Here is a 14,945-nt window from a genome sequence, read left to right on the forward strand (position 1 = left end):
CAGGAGGGAGTTTCAAAAGGATCTCTCTGGCACGGGTTGGGCGGCTTGGCGGAACCGATCGTCGATCATGAAACCGAAAAGCTGGACATGGCGACGAGATCGCGCGGCGTGAACCGCCGCGGTCTCAGGCGCTGGGTCCGGCGCGGCCTCATCGCGGCCGCCGTGCTGGCGCTGATCCCGACAGTGCTGACCTTTCTTTACCTGCCGTCCTTCGTGCATCCGGTGTCGACGCTGATGCTGAAGGATCTGGCGACCTTCTCTGGCTATGACCGGCGCTGGGTGTCGATCGACGATGTCGCGCCGGTGCTGGCCCATTCCGTCATCATGTCGGAGGACGGTCAGTTCTGCTTCCACCGCGGCGTCGATCTCGGCGAACTCAGGGGGGTCGTCGACGATGCGCTGGCCGGCGAGGCGACGCGCGGCGCCTCGACCATCACCATGCAGACGGTGAAGAACCTGTTCCTGTGGTCGAGGCCGCTGGGCTCGGTGCGCAAGGTCGTCGAACTGCCGCTGGCCGTCTATTTCGACGCGGTGATGTCGAAACGGCGGATCATGGAGATCTACCTCAATATCGCCGAATGGGGCCCCGGCATCTACGGCATCGAGGCGGCGGCGCAGCACCATTTCGGCATTCCGGCAAAACAACTGTCCAGACGGCAGGCGGCGCTTCTGGCCGTCACGCTGCCCAATCCGATCGCCCGCAATCCGGCAAAACCCGGGCCGGGCTTGAGACGGCTCGCCAATCTGATCGAGCGGCGTGCCGGCCGTTCAGGCGCCTATGTCGGCTGTCTGGAATAGGCTATATCGATGTTCAGGTGATGCCGGCCTGCAAACGGCGGACACCTGCGCTTCCGGTGCTCACGTACTTCAAGTACGCTCCGCTCCGGTCCTCGGTATCCATCGTTTTCGGCTCGGCCTGACCTGAACCTCAATACACCCTAGCCTAGCCGACTCAAAAAAATTCACTGTAGTGCTGGCCAAAACAGTGTCAGGCGTGTATAGGCACCCGACTTTCTCAGATTTAGGCCCCGACATGGCCCTTTCACGAGGGCGGGCTGGGCTTTTGACCATGTAGTGGAGCATATCCATGGCCGTTCCGAAACGCAAAACCTCTCCGTCCAAGCGCGGCATGCGCCGCTCGGCCGACGCCCTCAAGGCCCCGACCTATGTCGAGGACAAGAATTCCGGCGAAATGCGCCGCCCGCACCATATCGACCTGAAGACCGGCATGTATCGCGGTCGCCAGGTGCTGACCCCCAAGGAAAGCTGAAACCAGCTTTTTTGAAGGTTTTGAGTTACAAAGGACCGGCCTCTGGCCGGTCTTTTTGCGTTTGGCGGAATTTTGACGATCGGAGCCGAAGGCTCGGGCCACCGCCCACTCCAGGACACCGACATGCTCTTGAGGCTGCCTCCAACGGGGGCTGTTTCCATGCGCGTCGGATGCCCGCGCGCCGCGCGACCCTCACTGGCTGACGTCCATCAACCTGACTTCCCTCAACACCAAGCCCAGCTTCCAGATCTCATCCGACCATCGATAGGCCACCCTTCGATGGTTTTCGGCATGGGTGGGATTGTGCTTGACGATTTCTTATGTAATTTTCAAAATAATAGTCGGAAATCGACACCAATGGGGAATTGCATGTGGGATTTCGTCAGCACGAGTGATCTCGACGACACCGAACAGGCGGTGCTTTCCCAACTCAAGGTCGACGGGCGGATGTCGAGCGTCGATATCGCCAAGCGCATCGGCGTCACCGAAGCGACGGTGCGGCGGAAAATGGCGCGCGTGCTCGAGGATCCGGATATCTGCATCCAGGCGGTCGTGCGCCCCCTGCGCAGCGATGTCGGCATCGCCGCCATTGTCGGGTTCGATGTCGATCGCGAGCACATCATCAGCGTCGCCCGGAAACTGTCGGAATATTCGTTCGTCGACAGCGTCTACGCCATGACCGGGCCGTTCGACATCATCATCCAACTCACTTTGCCATCAACGACCAGCTTGCATGACTTCCTGGTCAGCGAACTGGCGAACGTTCCCGGGATCAAGGATTCCGAGAGCTACATGATCGGCCGCGTGTTCAAGCACTCGGGCCGGGCCTACCAGCGCAGCAAAACCGAAGAAAAAAGAGGGTAACAATGGGTGAGTTCCTTTCCGCATCGCGCCGCCGCGTCCTGTCTCTGCTTGCCGCCGCGCCGCTCTTCCTGTCGTTAGCATCCGCCGCTCATGCTGACGGGCTTGTCGACCAGATCAAGCAGCGCGGCACCATCGTCGTCGGTACCGAGGCCGCCTTCGAGCCGTTCGAGTTCGTCCGCGACGGCCAGATCGTCGGCTACAACAAGGACATCCTCGACTATGTGGTGAGCCAGCTCGGCGTGAAGCTCGACCAGCTCAACCTGCCGTTCCAGGGGCTGCTGCCGGGCCTGCTGGCGAAGAAGTTCGACCTGATGGCCACCTCGACCGGCATCAATGCCGAGCGGGCGGCGAAATATGCCTATACGAGGCCGACGGGCTCGTTCGAGAACGTCATCGTGGTGCGCGCCGATGAGGAGCGCATCAAGAAGCCGGAAGACATCAGCGGCATGGTGGTGGCAACGCAGCTTGCCTCGTCCGTGCAGCCGATCATCGAAGCCTATGACAAGGAACTCAAGGACAAGGGAGGCAAGGGTGTCGGCGAACTGAAGCTGTTCACCTCCTTCCCCGAGACCCATGTCGCTCTCGCTTCCGGCCAGGTCGATGCGATTGTCATTGCCTCGCCTTCGGCGGCGGTGCTGATGAAGAACGTCCCCGACACCTACAAGGTCGTCGGCTCGATCGGCGAATTCTCCTACCTGTCCTGGGTCGTGCGGCCGGAGGACAAGGACCTGCGCGAATTCATCAACACCAAGATCGGCGAGCTGAAGGACAGCGGCAAGCTGAAGGAGTTGCAGCTGAAATGGTTCGGCTTCGAGATGAAGACGCCAGACCAGGGCTATCTGCCGCCCGGCGCGCTCTGAATCGTTTCCCCTGAACTTGTCTGGCGTGGCGCAGGCGATGCGCTGTCGCGGCTATCGCCCGCGCCGACGCCGGACGGTGCTTCTCCGTTCGAGCTGAAAAATGTTCCATTTTTCAAAAACGCTGACCTTCCTGCCGCAATTCCTGACCGGCGCCGGCATCACGCTCGGCGTCTCAGCGCTGGGGTTCCTGGCCGGCACGCTGATCGGCTTCGGCCTGCTGGCCTGCGGCCGGTCGCGCTGGCGCCTGGTTCGCTGGATCGGCGCGCTCTACACCAGCTTCATCCGCGGCACGCCGCTGATCGTGCAGATCTTCGTCGTCTATTACGTGCTGCCGGGGCTGGTCGGTATCGATCTGCCGCCGCTCCTGGCGGGCGTGCTGGCGCTCAGCTTCAACAGCGCGGCCTTCGTCGCCGAGATCCTGCGCGCCGGGCTGACACGCATTCCCTCCGGCCAGTATGAAGCGGCCAAGGCGCTCGGCCTGAAACCCGTGGTGACCTGGTTCAAGATCATCATGCCGCAGCTGTTCAGGGCCATCATCCCGCCGATGGTCAACGAGTTCACCATGCTGGTGAAGGCCTCGTCCATCCTGTCCGTGATCGCCGTGGTCGAGCTGACCCGCACCGCGCAGAACATCATGAACGTTACCTACCGGCCGGTCGAGGCGTTCTGTATCGCCGCGGTGCTGTATTTCATCGTGCTGTTTTCCTGCAGCCTTTTGACCCGGCATCTGGAGCGCAAGGCGGAAGGCGCGCGCGCATGACGTTCGATTTCACCGTCATCGCGGACAACTGGCAGATCCTGGCCAAGGGTTTTGGCAATACGGTGCTGATGTGCGCAGTGTCGCTGCCATTCGGCTTCGCACTCGGCATCTTGCTGGCGCTGGTGAGGCTGAGGGGCGGACGGCTGCCGGCGGCAATCGTGTCGGCCTATGTCGAGATCTTCCGCAACATCCCGTTCCTGATCCAGATTTTCCTTTTGTTCTACGCCTTGCCGATGTTCGGCATCCGGCTCTCGCCGGTGGTGGTCTCGATCGGTGCGCTGTCGGCCTATGCCAGCGCCTATTCCGCCGAGATCATCAGAGGCGCGATCCAGTCCATCTCATATGGCCAGGTCGAGGCCGGCTATGCGCTGGGCCTGCGCTACCTCACCATCTTCCGCAAGGTCCTGGTGCCGCAGGTGCTTGGCTACATACTGCCGGCGGCCACCAACCTCACCATCACATTGATCAAGGAATCGGCGATCCTGTCGGCGATCACCGTGCCAGAACTCACCTACATGGCCCAGAACATCATCGGCCGCACCTTCTCGCCGGTGGAGATCTTCACCGCCATCGCATTGCTGTATTGGGGGCTGACCGCCCTTGTCGCGGCAATCTCGCGCAGCCTGGAGCACAGGCTGCAGCCCCATCTCGCAGCCCGCCGTGGCGCCTGATCCAAAAAAGCCTTTCAACACAGAGGAGACCCCATGTCCAAACTCACCGCCGCGCCGCGCGATGTCTTCCAGACATTCCTGAACTTCCCGCTGGTCGAGGATCTCGACACGCTGAAGGCCGATGTCGCCATCATCGGCATGCCCTATGGCGACCCCTACACGATCGACGAGCTGATCAACGACCAGACCAACGCGCCGACTGCGGTACGGCGCGCCTCGCAGCGCATCAGCCAGGCGCTCGACCGCCATGATTTCGATATTGGCGGGCCGGTCTTCGCCGGCCAGGACATCAAGGTGGTCGATGTCGGCGACGTGCCGGGCAATGCCGCCGATCATGTCGGGCACTACGGCAGGGCCGAGGCGGCGATCCGCAAGATCCTCGCCGCCGGCGCACTGCCGATCACCATCGGCGGCGACCACGGCATTCCGATCCCGATCTTCCGGGCGCTCGATGGCGAAGGCCCGATCACGCTGGTGCAGCTCGACGCCCATCTCGACTGGCGCGACAATGTCAACGGTGTCAAGGAAGGCTATTCCAGCACCATCCGGCGGGCCTCGGAGATGGCGCATATCAAGGATATCTTCCAGGTCGGCATTCGAGGCCAGGGCAGTGCGCGTACCGAGGAGGTGGAGGCGGCCCGCGCCTACGGCGCCAACATCATCACCACCAACGAATGGCAGGATATCGGCACCGCCGCGCTGCTCCAGCGCATTCCGGATGGCGGCCGCTACTACCTTACCATCGACGCCGACGGACTTGACCCTGCGGTCATGCCGGCGGTGGAGGGCCCGCAGCCGGGCGGCATCAGCTACCGCCAGACGATCGACCTGATCAAGGGGCTGGTCGGCAAGGGTCGTCTCGTCGGCATGGATATCGTCGAGATCGCGCCGGCGCGCGATGTCAACGAGATCACCTCGATGACGGCCGGCCATATCATCCTCAACGTCATCGGTGCCGCCGTGCGTGCCGGCTACTTCAAGCGCTGAGCCTTTTATCTCTCGTTTGCTCCATGTCAGCCGGGCAGCCGGCTGACATGGTTGTTGCATCCGGTCTTCGACCGTGTTCGCGGCGGCGCACGAAAAATCTTGACGGCGTGCCAGTGGCGCATTCTACAGAAGGTGCCCCCTATGGAGACGCCAGATGTTCGGTGCCGTCCCGCTTTTGATCGTGCCTTTCATTCTCTACAATCTCGGCCTGCTGGGTATATTCGGTGGCGGCGACGATCCATGGGCGAGCGAGATCTTCTCGTTCCGCATGATGTCTGGTGGAGTTTTCTCGATGACGCTTGGCGACCTGATGGTGCTGCTCGGGCTGATCTTCCTGTTCCTCGAAATGGTGAAGGCGGCGCGCACGACCGGCGCTTCGATCATGGACCACCTTCTGTCGACGCTGGTCTTCGTCGCCTTCCTGGTCGAGTTCCTTCTGGTCAAGGGCGCGGCGCATTCCATCTTCTTCACGCTGATGATCATCGCGCTGTTCGATGTGCTGGCCGGGTTCGCGGTGTCGATGCGGTCGGCAAGCCGGGACATCAACCTGAACTAGCTCCTTCCGCGCGGAAGTTTGACGGGCGCTTGTGCCGACAGTTGGCGGAAACGCCCGTCGGGTCCCCGGCCCTCAGCCTGGGTCGGCGGTAAAGCCGGCGGCCTCGATACCGGCTATGGCCGCGGCCTCGTCATTGTCCGAGGTGTCGCCGGAAATGCCGACGGCGCCGATGATGGTGCCGGCCTTGTCGCGGATCAGCACGCCGCCGACCACAGGCAGTACGCGTCCGCCCGACACATCGGAAATGCCGGCGACCAGATGGGGGCGCTCCTTGGCGAAGGCCTCGACCTTACGCGAGCCCATGCCGATGGCCAGTGCGCCATAGGCCTTGCCCGCCGACATTTGCGGGCGCAGGAACGAGGCGCCGTCCTGGCGCTGGAAGGCGACCAGATGGCCACCGGCGTCAAGCACCGAGACACCCAGCGGCTTGAGCTTGAGATCGGCACCCTTGGCGAAGGCGGCATCGATGATTTGACGGGCTTTTTCGAGCGGCAGTGCGGTCACGGCAATCTCCTGTTTGAAAAGGGCAATGATCGGCGACCGGCCGCACGAAGCAATCCCGGTTTCGCTTGAAATTGCTTCTTGCGAAGCGATGGAATGAAGGCCGGGGCTGTCTGGATGGTGCCGTCGAGCTGATGTATCCGAGCAGTGTCGGTTCACTGGAGAGCGGCGCGCTATTTCTTCTTGGCGCGCGCAGGCTTCTTGGCAGGAACTGCCGGCGCGTTGGCGAGGTCTTCGGCTTCCTTGGCGAGCCGCAGCGCCCGCAGCTTGTCGGTCTTGGCTTTGCGGGCATCACTCTCCGCGGCGTATTCCGCCATCGCTTTCTGGCGGACGGTTGCTGCCTCTTCCTGCTTCTTGAAGCGCAGATCGGCGCGCGCGCGGGCGGCATCCCGAGAGTTCTCAACCAAGACCTTATCCAATCCCGTGAATTGTGGTTTCCGCTTCTTCTAGCAGAGCCGGCCTCTTAGCGGGGAAAATAGTTGGTCACGCGGCCGGGCTGGTGCCGAGAGCCTTGCCCGCGACCACGGCTTCATAGGCAGCCTGCAGGGTCGCGCGGACAGAAGGGCCAGTCGCCGTATCGAGCGGCGTGCCGAGATGCTCATGGCGCAACTCGTCCATGAATTTCTCCCACAATGGCGGTCCGCCCTTTTCCAGGAGCTCGGCCCGGATCGAGAGTTCCTCGCTGGTCGGCAGCCAGACCCGGCCCCAGGCGCCAAGATGGGCCAGGATCGGTACCAGCGTGATGGCCATCTCGGTCAGGCTGTAGATCGCCTTCTGCTTGTGCGAGGGGTCGTCGGCTTTGGTCAGCATGCCGAGCTCCATCAGCCGCTTCAACCGGTCGGCGAGGATGTTTGAGGCAATGCGTTCCATCGATCCGTTGAGCAGCTCGCGAAAATGGCGCCTGCCGCCGAAAATCATGTCACGCAGGATGATCAGGCTCCAGCGGTCGCCGAACACTTCCAGCGACAGGTTGATCGGGCAGCCGGACCGGCGATCGAGGCTCATTCGATTCTCTCCATAAAACCAGTTGCATTATCGTATCAGTTTTACTATGGTGCAACTGATTGCAAAATGCAATCAGTTTGGAGACCTACAATGTCGACGATCGACCGTCCCGTGATCCTGTCCGAAACCTTCGGCGACCCGGAAAATCCTCCGCTGCTGCTGATCATGGGCGCGATGGCTTCGATGCTGTGGTGGCCGGTGGCATTTTGCCGGGAGTTGGCGGATGCCGGGTTGTACGTGATCCGCTACGACAATCGCGATACCGGCCGCTCGACCAAATATCCGCCTGGCGAGCCGTCCTACACATTCGACGACATGGCGGACGATGCGATTGGTGTGCTCGACAGTCATGGCATCGGCAAGGCCCATGTCGCCGGCATGTCGATGGGCGGCATGATCGCGCAACTCGTGACGCTCAGGCACCCCTCCCGTGTTGCATCGCTGACCGTGATCAGCAGCTCGCCGATGGGGATGGACACCTCGCATCTGCCAAGGATGAGCGATGCCTATATCGAGCATTCGGCCGAGGGCGCCGACCTCGACTGGACGGACCGCCGCCAGGTGATCGACTTCATGGTCAGGGATACCAGGGCGATCGCCAGCATCGCCCATCCATTCGACGAGGCCGGGATGAGAGCCTTCATCGAACAGGATTACGACCGATCCGGCGGGTTCCTGAGCGCGACCAATCATTTCTCGCTCAAGGGCGGCTCCAAGTGGAAGGGCCGCCTGCACGAGATGCAAGCCCCGCTGCTGGTCATCCATGGCACCGCCGATCCCATTTTTCCGGTCGAACATGGCGAGGCGCTGGCCCGGGCGGTCGCCGGCGCGAAATTCCTTCGCGTCGACGGCGGCGGCCATGAACTGCATCCTCAGGACTGGCCGGCGATATCGGCCGCCATCATCATGCATATCAGGTCCAACCAGGGGACCTGATATGTCGGCCTTGACGGGCAAGGCTTGGCACAATAGTGAAGTAAATGCTTCAGTGTTGGCTTGACGGGACATCCGGCTCCCGCCCGCCGACGAACCAGAAACATGCGAGCAAAGAATGTCCCTGACGCTGTATTTCCATCCTCTGGCCTCCTTCTGCTGGAAGCCGCTGATCGCGCTTTACGAGAACGGCACCGCCTTCAACCCGATCATCGTGGATCTCGGCGACGAGCAATCGCGGGCCGCCTTCCTCAAGATATCGCCGACCGGCAAGATGCCGGCGCTGCGCGACGATGCGCGCGACCGCACGGTGCTGGAATCGACCATCGTCGTCGAATATCTGGCTGCGCATTATCCGGGGCCGGTCGAACTCGTTCCCGCCGACGTCGACCCGGCGCTGGCCGTCCGCCAGGCTGACCGCTTCTATGATTTCTATGTGCAGGAGCCGATGCAGAAGATCGTCGGCGACCGGTTGCGTCCGCAGGACAAGACCGATCCGTTTGGTGTCGAGCAGGCGCGCGGCCAGCTGCGAACCTCTTACGCCATCATCGAACAGGAGATGCAGTCGCGGAGCTGGGCGGTGGGCGATGCCTTCAGCCTGGCCGATTGCGCGGCATCTCCAGCACTCTTCTATGCCAACAAGGTCGAGCCGTTCGGCGACGAATATCCGGCCGTGAAGCGCTATCACGACCGGCTGCTGCAGCGCCCTGCCTTCGCCAGGGTGATCGAGGAGGCGCAGCCCTACTTCAAGTTCTTCCCCTATAATAACGGCTGACCGGGATGCTGCACGATCCCGCCCAGCTCGACCTGATGTTCCAGGCGCTTGCCGATCCGGCGCGACGGCAGATGGTCGACCGGCTGTCGCGTGGCCCCGCCTCGGTCAGCCAACTGGCCGAGCCGCTGGCGATGTCGCTGTCGGCTGTCGTCCAGCATCTCAACGTGCTGGAGGCCAGTGGCCTGGTGCGCTCGGAAAAACTGGGGCGCGTGCGCACCTGCCAGATCGAGCCGAAGGCGCTGAGAGCGGCCGAGCACTGGATCAACGAACGACGCCTCGTCTGGGAACGCCGGCTGGACCGGCTCGGCGATTTTCTCGCAGAAACCAGTGACGAAACATGAAGGAGGCTTCAGTGAGCCAACGATCCGTCGTCCATTCCACCTTTGTCGTCGAGCGCTTCTATCCGGCGGCACCTGCAAGAGTCTTCTTCGCGCTCAGCGATCCTGATGCCAAGCGGCGATGGTTCGTCGATCCCCACGACCCGATGCCCAGCCGGCACGAAATGGACTTCCGCGTCGGCGGCAGGGAGACCAATGCCGGCTGCCCGAGCGACGGGCAGATGCATTTCTTCAACGCGGTCTACCAGGACATCGTGCCGGACAGCCGCATCGTCTACAGCTATGAGCTGCTGTTCGGCGAAACCCGCGTCTCGGTGTCACTGGCGACGATCGAGATCATGGCGGAAAACGGTGGCACGCGGCTTGTGATGACGGAGCAGGGGGCCTTCCTCGATGGCCACGACACGCCGGCCACGCGTGAGCATGGAACGGGCGAACTGCTCGACGCGCTTGGCGCCTTCCTGCATGTACAGACCTGATCATCGGGGCGCTGTCGGAGGTTGAGGGCGCCTGGATCAGGCCTCCCAGAACTGATCAAGCCAGATGTTGAGTTTCAGGAAGCCCGCGTTGCTTACCGTATAGACACGCCGCGTGCCTTCGGCCTTGGCATTCACCAGTCCGGCGTCGAGCAAAACTTTCAGGTGCTGTGAAACGGCTGGGCGTGACACTGGCAACCCGGCCGCTAATTCGTTGACGGTCTTCGGACCGCGTCGAAGTTCTTCCAGAAGATGGCGCCGATTGGGGTCGGCGATCGCCATGAAGGCGTCGGAAAACATCATGCCTCATTTGTGAGGCAAAGTTTTTCAAATCTCAACTGTCTGTTTCTTCTTTTCTTCTTGGATCAAGCCGCAATGCTTCCGGCGTCACCGAGCGGTCGGCCGGTTGCGTCTTGAAGGCATCGCGATCTCCGATCGGCACCGGAGCGCGGCGGCTGATGCGCAGCAGCGTGTAGCCAGCCAGCGACAGATGCGCGAAGGCGGTCGCCAGGAACAGGCCTTCCGGGCGCATCCAGCCCATCAGCGCCGCCGCCAGCAAAGGGCCGATCATGGTGCCAAAGCCGTAAAGCAGCAGCAATCCGCCCGATACCTTGACGAAATCCTCGGCACGGGCGTGGTCGTTGGCGTGCGCCACGGCGATCGAATAGAGCGTGTAGGCGAAAGCGCCATAGGCAGCGGTGAAGACGATGACGAAGATGCCGGAGCGCGGTTCGAACAGGAAGATCATGAGCGCGAACAGCGCCGCGCCGAACGCGGCACCGGCCAGCACGAAACGCCGGTCGGTCTTGTCGGACAGGCGCCCGGCCGGCAGTTGCATGGCGGCGCCGGCGACGACCACAAGGCTCATCATCAAGGCGATCTCGGCGGTGGAAATACCAATGCGGGCACCGTAGACAGCACCAAGCGTTCCCCAGGCGCCGTTGGCGATGCCGATCAGCAGGCAGGCGATCGCCGACACCGGCGAGTTGGCGTAGAGCCCCTTGACGTCGAGTTTGACGTCCTGCAGCGGTTTGGGGTGCGAGGCCGTCGAAACCGCGGTCGGGATCAGCGACAGGCAGAACAGGATGCCGGTGATCATGAACAGCGATGCCGATTTCACATCGCCGCCAGCGACGATCATCTGGCCCCCCATGATCGAGGCATAGGTGACCATCATATAGAGGCCGAAGACGGTGCCGCGGTTCTCGTTTGTGGCCTTCTCGTTCAGCCAGCTTTCGATGACCATGAAGGCGCCGGCCATGGTAAAGCCGGTGAAGGCGCGCAGCAGGATCCAGACATATTCGTCGATGATCAGGCCGGTGAGCAGCGCCACGATGGCACCGGACGCGGCAAAGGCGCCGAACGCGCGCACATGTCCGGCGCGGCGCACGATGCGCGGTGCAAAAAAGCAGCCGGTGACGAAGCCGCCGGCCCAGGCCGTGCCCATCAGGCCAAGCGAGGCTGTCGAAAACCCTTCCACCTGGCCGCGCAAGGGCAACAGCAGCCCATGCAGGCCCGATGCCGCCAGCAGGAAGGCAGTGCCGCGAAGCAGGGAGAGGATCGGCCTGTAGGATGCGAGCATTTTCTGATCCGGCTGGACTCTGGGAGGGACGCAAGGTCTGAAGACAGGCGCATTCGGGCTTTTCGGCGGCGGGCCGTTGCGCCCGTCGCCTATCCGCGGCGGAACAGCGCCTCGGCGGCCGATTTGGTGTTGTCCTTGGCCTTGAGTTCGGCCTCCAGCCGGCCGATTTCGTCGCGCAGGATGCCGATGCGCTCCGACAGCTCGCCAACGGAGAGCAGCGACAGGTCCTGCCCGATCTCGTGCGGACGCGCCTTTTTCTTGGGTTCGTCGTCGAAGATCGCCATGGTTGCTCCTCCTCCGCCAGACCAGATTGGCCATTTGCCTGATTTGGCAATGAGCATACATAGGGCAAGGGCGTCGATGCAAACAGCCGGTAAGAACGCGGCGAGGAAAGACGGGAAAGTTCATGGCGAGCGGACAGAAAATTCCGGCAAGGATGACAGCGATCGCGATCTCGGAGCCGGGCGGCCCACGGGTGCTGAAACCGGAAACCCGTGACGTGCCCCAGCCTGGTCCCGGCGAGATCCTGATCAAGGTGCATGCCGCCGGCGTCAACCGGCCCGACGTACAGCAGCGCAAGGGGGCCTATCCGCCACCGCCTGGAGCATCGGACCTGCCGGGCCTCGAGGTCTCGGGCGAAGTGGCCGCGCTTGGCGACGAGGTATCGCGCTGGCGCATCGGCGAACGGGTCTGCGCGCTCACCCCCGGCGGCGGTTATGCCGAATATGTCAAGGTTCATACCGGCAGCGTGTTGCCGCTGCCCGCGGGCTTCACCCATACGGAAGCGGCGGCGGTGCCTGAAAACTATTTCACGGTCTGGCACAATGTCTTCGAACGCGGCGGCTTGAAGAAAGGCGAGACGCTGCTCGTGCATGGCGGCTCGTCCGGCATCGGCACAACGGCGATCCAGCTTGCCTCGGCCTTCGGCGCGCATGTCATCACCACCGCCGGATCCAAGGAGAAATGCGATGCCTGCCTGAAGCTCGGCGCCGACCGGGCGATCAACTATCGCGAGGAGGACTTCGTCAAGGCGGTCAAGGAGGCGACGGGCGGCAAGGGCGCCAATGTCATCCTCGACATGGTCGGTGGCGACTATGTCCAGCGCAACTACGAGGCCGCCGCCGTCGAGGGCCGGATCGTCCAGATCGCGGTGCAGGCGGGCGCTGTCGCCAGTGCCGACTTTTCCAAGATCATGGTCAAGCGGCTGACCCATACGGGTTCGACACTGCGGCCGCGCACTGTCGAGTTCAAGGCGGCGATCGCGGCTGCGCTGGAAGCGCAGGTCTGGCCGCTGCTCGGCACGCGCAAGGTCGCTCCGGTCATGGACATGATCTACCCACTCACGGATGCCTGGCGCGCGCATGAGCGGATGGAGGAGGGCGAACATATCGGCAAGATCGTGCTCGACGTCGGCTAGGACGTATCGATATTCAGGTGAGGCCGGCCTGCAAATGATGGCTTCCTGCGCTTCCGGTGCTCACGTACCTGAGCACGCTCCGCTCCGGTTCTCGGAAACCATCATTTTCGACGCGGCCTGACCTGAATCTCGACACGTCCTGGGCCAGCGCCCTTCGTCCCACTGCCTACGAGATGAACAGAAGCTTAATGGTGCAATGCAGCATTTGCATCATTGCTATGCAAAATCGGCCGTTCAAGTCCTCATCGATGACCACTATCTGTGCAGCATCGAAACGAACACCCCATCAGGAGGACCATCATGAACCCGATCCGCGCTTTCCGTAACTGGCGCATGTACAACGAGACCGTGCGCGAACTGAACCGTCTCAACGCGCGTCAGCTCAGCGATCTCGGCATCAACCGCGCCGACATCGAACGGATCGCCCGCCAGGCGATCTGATTTCAAGCACGACCCGGCCGCAAGGCCGTGCTCGTGCCGAGAAGCAGAGCCGTCGCAGACGCTTCCCGTCTCCGGTTCCGAACCCGCTGGACCCAGTCCAGCGGGTTTTGTCTTTTGGGGATCCGGGCGATTGGCTTCCGGTTCCAGGAGCGCGCGCGTCGCGTTGCTTGCTCCGGCTTGCGCAAGCGGCAGGAGGCAGTTCAATGGTGCTGCTCAGGCCGACCGCTCTTCGGCATTTTGCTTATTGACCGTGGTTGCCGCCGTGGCATGTTTGACCTCGGGGGAAGATCGGTCGGCCTGAAGCGTTGATTGTTCGGGTCTGGCAAGTTGCTTGCCCGAAAGGCTTCTTGCCCATGCTCGACGACCTGACGAACAGGATCTACGAGGCGGCCTTCGTGCCCGACCTCTGGCCGGATGTGCTGGAGGATATCGATTCCGTATCCGGCTCCGTGGGTGGCGCCGTGTTTCTGTTCGGCGACGACCAGCCCGCGCGCGGCAAGACGATCGCGTTCCTGCAGGATCTGCAAGGCGAATTGCTGGCGAGCGACACGCTGCAGTTCTCGGCGGCGGTTTCGCGCATGTGTGCGCTGCAGCCGGCAAGCTTCGTCGACGTTGAGGCTTTCCTCACGCCCGACGAGATCGAGAACGATCCGGTCCGAAAACGGCTTCGCGCCATGGGTATCGGCGCGCATGCCTGCACCGCGATACCGATGCCCAGCGGCGAGATGGCTATCTTCGTTTTCCAACGACGGCTCGGCGAAGGCGACTACGACCAAAAGAGCCTGGACGTGCTCGACAGTCTCCGGCCAGCCATGGCGCGTGCCGGCCTGATAGCGGGGCGGCTCGGCCTTGAACGCGCCGAAGGAACGGTTGCCGCCATGACGGCGATGGGCCTGCCGGCGGCTGTCCTGTCGCTGAAAGGGCGGGTGATGCTCGCCAATACGCTGTTCGACGGCCTGTCCTCCCTGTTCCTGCCCACCGCCTTTGGCGGCTTGGCCATTGCCGATCCCGAGGCCAACCGGCTGTTCCAGCAAGCTGTCGTCGCCGCGCGCAACGACATGGAGCCGACAGTCCGCTCCATACCGGTGCAAGGCGTGGAGGGCCGGCGGCCGATGGTTCTGCACATGTTGCCATTGCGCCGTTCGGCGCATGAGATCTTTTCGGGCGCCGACATTCTGGTGGCGGCGACGGCGCTCAGCGCCAGCTCGCTTGTGCCTTCGCCGACACTGCTTGCGGGATTATTCGATCTGACGCCGGCCGAAGCACGGCTGGCCACGGCGCTGTCGCAAGGCCATGCGCTCAAGGCCGCCGCAGTCGGTTCCAACATCACGGAAAAAACCGCCCGGACCTATCTGGAGCGAATATTCGCCAAGACCGGGACACGCCAGCAAAGCCAGCTCGTGGCGCTGCTGAAAAGCGCCGGCCCCTTTGGTTGAGGTCGCCGGCGGTTGGCAGTGAATGCGCTTGCTGGTTCCCGAACGTATTGAGGCCGCCCGCGCCTCCAAAAAC

The 14,945-nt window shown here is 62.7% G+C and carries 20 protein-coding genes and 1 pseudogene; 15 read left to right on the top strand and 6 right to left on the bottom strand.

All coding sequences use genetic code 11. The annotated features are described in order from the left end of the window. Positions 1 to 36: 36 nt before the first annotated feature. The 8 genes from AC07UC_RS07855 to AC07UC_RS07890 all read left to right on the top strand — a co-directional run bounded on the left by AC07UC_RS07855 (position 37) and on the right by AC07UC_RS07890 (position 5,968). Entirely contained in the window at positions 37 to 798 is a 762-nt protein-coding gene (locus tag AC07UC_RS07855) for a biosynthetic peptidoglycan transglycosylase (RefSeq protein ID WP_140777010.1), read from the top strand. Between the two features lie 289 nt (positions 799 to 1,087). Next, positions 1,088 to 1,270 carry a 50S ribosomal protein L32 gene (rpmF, locus tag AC07UC_RS07860; protein WP_008834724.1) on the top strand — a complete coding sequence of 61 codons (183 nt, stop codon included), beginning with the start codon at positions 1,088 to 1,090 and terminating at the stop codon, positions 1,268 to 1,270. Positions 1,271 to 1,549: 279 nt separating this feature from the next. After that, entirely contained in the window at positions 1,550 to 2,134 is a 585-nt protein-coding gene (locus tag AC07UC_RS07865; protein WP_202325617.1) for an Lrp/AsnC family transcriptional regulator, read from the top strand. 2 nt (positions 2,135 to 2,136) lie between these two features. Continuing rightward, positions 2,137 to 2,994 carry a transporter substrate-binding domain-containing protein gene (locus tag AC07UC_RS07870; protein WP_202325618.1) on the top strand — a complete coding sequence of 286 codons (858 nt, stop codon included), beginning with the start codon at positions 2,137 to 2,139 and terminating at the stop codon, positions 2,992 to 2,994. Positions 2,995 to 3,094: 100 nt separating this feature from the next. After that, positions 3,095 to 3,754, top strand: coding sequence for an amino acid ABC transporter permease (locus AC07UC_RS07875; RefSeq protein ID WP_494904989.1), 660 nt, complete (start codon positions 3,095 to 3,097; stop codon positions 3,752 to 3,754). After that, positions 3,751 to 4,425 (top strand): amino acid ABC transporter permease, encoded by a 675-nt coding sequence (locus tag AC07UC_RS07880; RefSeq protein ID WP_494904990.1) that lies wholly within the window; start codon positions 3,751 to 3,753, stop codon positions 4,423 to 4,425. Before AC07UC_RS07875 ends, AC07UC_RS07880 begins: the two co-directional genes overlap by 4 nt. A 33-nt stretch (positions 4,426 to 4,458) precedes the next feature. Beyond that, positions 4,459 to 5,412: an agmatinase gene (locus AC07UC_RS07885; RefSeq protein ID WP_494904991.1), complete on the top strand. Its 954-nt coding sequence runs from the start codon at positions 4,459 to 4,461 to the stop codon at positions 5,410 to 5,412. A gap of 154 nt (positions 5,413 to 5,566) precedes the next feature. Continuing rightward, complete coding sequence (locus tag AC07UC_RS07890) at positions 5,567 to 5,968, top strand: hypothetical protein (RefSeq protein ID WP_483120184.1); 402 nt, start codon at positions 5,567 to 5,569, stop codon at positions 5,966 to 5,968. Positions 5,969 to 6,040: 72 nt separating this feature from the next. Here AC07UC_RS07890 and AC07UC_RS07895 read toward each other — a convergent pair whose 3' ends face one another. The 3 genes from AC07UC_RS07895 to AC07UC_RS07905 form a co-directional block, all read right to left on the bottom strand. Further along, the gene (locus AC07UC_RS07895; RefSeq protein ID WP_172348204.1) at positions 6,041 to 6,472 is read right to left on the bottom strand and encodes a GlcG/HbpS family heme-binding protein; all 432 of its coding nucleotides are present in this window, start codon (positions 6,470 to 6,472) and stop codon (positions 6,041 to 6,043) included. 170 nt (positions 6,473 to 6,642) lie between these two features. Beyond that, on the bottom strand, positions 6,643 to 6,876 hold the full coding sequence (locus AC07UC_RS07900) for a hypothetical protein (RefSeq protein ID WP_056576497.1): 234 nt from the start codon (positions 6,874 to 6,876) through the stop codon (positions 6,643 to 6,645). Between the two features lie 76 nt (positions 6,877 to 6,952). Next, complete coding sequence (locus AC07UC_RS07905; RefSeq protein ID WP_140776994.1) at positions 6,953 to 7,474, bottom strand: winged helix-turn-helix transcriptional regulator; 522 nt, start codon at positions 7,472 to 7,474, stop codon at positions 6,953 to 6,955. 90 nt (positions 7,475 to 7,564) lie between these two features. On the opposite strand from AC07UC_RS07905, the gene AC07UC_RS07910 reads away from it, so the two are divergent. From AC07UC_RS07910 to AC07UC_RS07925, 4 genes are all read left to right on the top strand, one after another. Beyond that, the gene (locus AC07UC_RS07910) at positions 7,565 to 8,410 is read left to right on the top strand and encodes an alpha/beta fold hydrolase (RefSeq protein ID WP_494904994.1); all 846 of its coding nucleotides are present in this window, start codon (positions 7,565 to 7,567) and stop codon (positions 8,408 to 8,410) included. Between the two features lie 115 nt (positions 8,411 to 8,525). Next, entirely contained in the window at positions 8,526 to 9,182 is a 657-nt protein-coding gene (locus tag AC07UC_RS07915; RefSeq protein ID WP_494904996.1) for a glutathione S-transferase family protein, read from the top strand. A gap of 5 nt (positions 9,183 to 9,187) precedes the next feature. After that, the gene (locus AC07UC_RS07920) at positions 9,188 to 9,523 is read left to right on the top strand and encodes an ArsR/SmtB family transcription factor (protein WP_494904998.1); all 336 of its coding nucleotides are present in this window, start codon (positions 9,188 to 9,190) and stop codon (positions 9,521 to 9,523) included. Positions 9,524 to 9,534: 11 nt separating this feature from the next. Then, positions 9,535 to 9,999 (top strand): SRPBCC family protein, encoded by a 465-nt coding sequence (locus AC07UC_RS07925; RefSeq protein WP_202325623.1) that lies wholly within the window; start codon positions 9,535 to 9,537, stop codon positions 9,997 to 9,999. Positions 10,000 to 10,035: 36 nt separating this feature from the next. On the opposite strand, the gene AC07UC_RS07930 is transcribed toward AC07UC_RS07925, so the two are convergent. From AC07UC_RS07930 to AC07UC_RS07940, 3 genes and pseudogenes are all read right to left on the bottom strand, one after another. Further along, positions 10,036 to 10,299 (bottom strand): ArsR/SmtB family transcription factor, encoded by a 264-nt coding sequence (locus AC07UC_RS07930; protein ID WP_027031521.1) that lies wholly within the window; start codon positions 10,297 to 10,299, stop codon positions 10,036 to 10,038. A 31-nt stretch (positions 10,300 to 10,330) separates the two neighbouring features. Then, positions 10,331 to 11,602 (bottom strand): annotated as a pseudogene (locus AC07UC_RS07935) (MFS transporter); the annotation flags it as partial. Positions 11,603 to 11,667: 65 nt separating this feature from the next. After that, on the bottom strand, positions 11,668 to 11,862 hold the full coding sequence (locus tag AC07UC_RS07940) for a DUF1192 domain-containing protein (protein WP_494908911.1): 195 nt from the start codon (positions 11,860 to 11,862) through the stop codon (positions 11,668 to 11,670). Positions 11,863 to 11,984: 122 nt separating this feature from the next. Here AC07UC_RS07940 and AC07UC_RS07945 point away from each other — a divergent pair, with 122 nt between their 5' ends. The 3 genes from AC07UC_RS07945 (at position 11,985) to AC07UC_RS07955 (ending at position 14,872) form a co-directional block, all read left to right on the top strand. Continuing rightward, positions 11,985 to 12,995: an NAD(P)H-quinone oxidoreductase gene (locus AC07UC_RS07945; RefSeq protein WP_140776982.1), complete on the top strand. Its 1,011-nt coding sequence runs from the start codon at positions 11,985 to 11,987 to the stop codon at positions 12,993 to 12,995. A gap of 300 nt (positions 12,996 to 13,295) precedes the next feature. Next, positions 13,296 to 13,436 carry a DUF1127 domain-containing protein gene (locus AC07UC_RS07950; RefSeq protein ID WP_064987068.1) on the top strand — a complete coding sequence of 47 codons (141 nt, stop codon included), beginning with the start codon at positions 13,296 to 13,298 and terminating at the stop codon, positions 13,434 to 13,436. A 353-nt stretch (positions 13,437 to 13,789) separates the two neighbouring features. Next, complete coding sequence (locus tag AC07UC_RS07955) at positions 13,790 to 14,872, top strand: helix-turn-helix transcriptional regulator (RefSeq protein ID WP_202327209.1); 1,083 nt, start codon at positions 13,790 to 13,792, stop codon at positions 14,870 to 14,872. Positions 14,873 to 14,945 lie beyond the last annotated feature (73 nt).

This window comes from Mesorhizobium sp. GW821-FHT04C10 (assembly GCF_059420305.1).

What these genes read in the sequence shown, in the direction of transcription:
- rpmF (WP_008834724.1), top strand. Translation starts at nt 1,088, where the DNA reads ATGGCCGTTCCGAAACGCAAAACCTCTCCGTCCAAGCGCGGCATGCGC.
- AC07UC_RS07865 (WP_202325617.1), top strand. Translation starts at nt 1,550, where the DNA reads ATGGTTTTCGGCATGGGTGGGATTGTGCTTGACGATTTCTTATGTAAT.
- AC07UC_RS07870 (WP_202325618.1), top strand. Translation starts at nt 2,137, where the DNA reads ATGGGTGAGTTCCTTTCCGCATCGCGCCGCCGCGTCCTGTCTCTGCTT.
- AC07UC_RS07875 (WP_494904989.1), top strand. Translation starts at nt 3,095, where the DNA reads ATGTTCCATTTTTCAAAAACGCTGACCTTCCTGCCGCAATTCCTGACC.
- AC07UC_RS07880 (WP_494904990.1), top strand. Translation starts at nt 3,751, where the DNA reads ATGACGTTCGATTTCACCGTCATCGCGGACAACTGGCAGATCCTGGCC.
- AC07UC_RS07885 (WP_494904991.1), top strand. Translation starts at nt 4,459, where the DNA reads ATGTCCAAACTCACCGCCGCGCCGCGCGATGTCTTCCAGACATTCCTG.
- AC07UC_RS07890 (WP_483120184.1), top strand. Translation starts at nt 5,567, where the DNA reads ATGTTCGGTGCCGTCCCGCTTTTGATCGTGCCTTTCATTCTCTACAAT.
- AC07UC_RS07905 (WP_140776994.1), bottom strand. Translation starts at nt 7,474, where the DNA reads ATGAGCCTCGATCGCCGGTCCGGCTGCCCGATCAACCTGTCGCTGGAA.
- AC07UC_RS07910 (WP_494904994.1), top strand. Translation starts at nt 7,565, where the DNA reads ATGTCGACGATCGACCGTCCCGTGATCCTGTCCGAAACCTTCGGCGAC.
- AC07UC_RS07915 (WP_494904996.1), top strand. Translation starts at nt 8,526, where the DNA reads ATGTCCCTGACGCTGTATTTCCATCCTCTGGCCTCCTTCTGCTGGAAG.
- AC07UC_RS07920 (WP_494904998.1), top strand. Translation starts at nt 9,188, where the DNA reads ATGCTGCACGATCCCGCCCAGCTCGACCTGATGTTCCAGGCGCTTGCC.
- AC07UC_RS07930 (WP_027031521.1), bottom strand. Translation starts at nt 10,299, where the DNA reads ATGATGTTTTCCGACGCCTTCATGGCGATCGCCGACCCCAATCGGCGC.
- AC07UC_RS07940 (WP_494908911.1), bottom strand. Translation starts at nt 11,862, where the DNA reads ATGGCGATCTTCGACGACGAACCCAAGAAAAAGGCGCGTCCGCACGAG.
- AC07UC_RS07945 (WP_140776982.1), top strand. Translation starts at nt 11,985, where the DNA reads ATGGCGAGCGGACAGAAAATTCCGGCAAGGATGACAGCGATCGCGATC.
- AC07UC_RS07950 (WP_064987068.1), top strand. Translation starts at nt 13,296, where the DNA reads ATGAACCCGATCCGCGCTTTCCGTAACTGGCGCATGTACAACGAGACC.
- AC07UC_RS07955 (WP_202327209.1), top strand. Translation starts at nt 13,790, where the DNA reads ATGCTCGACGACCTGACGAACAGGATCTACGAGGCGGCCTTCGTGCCC.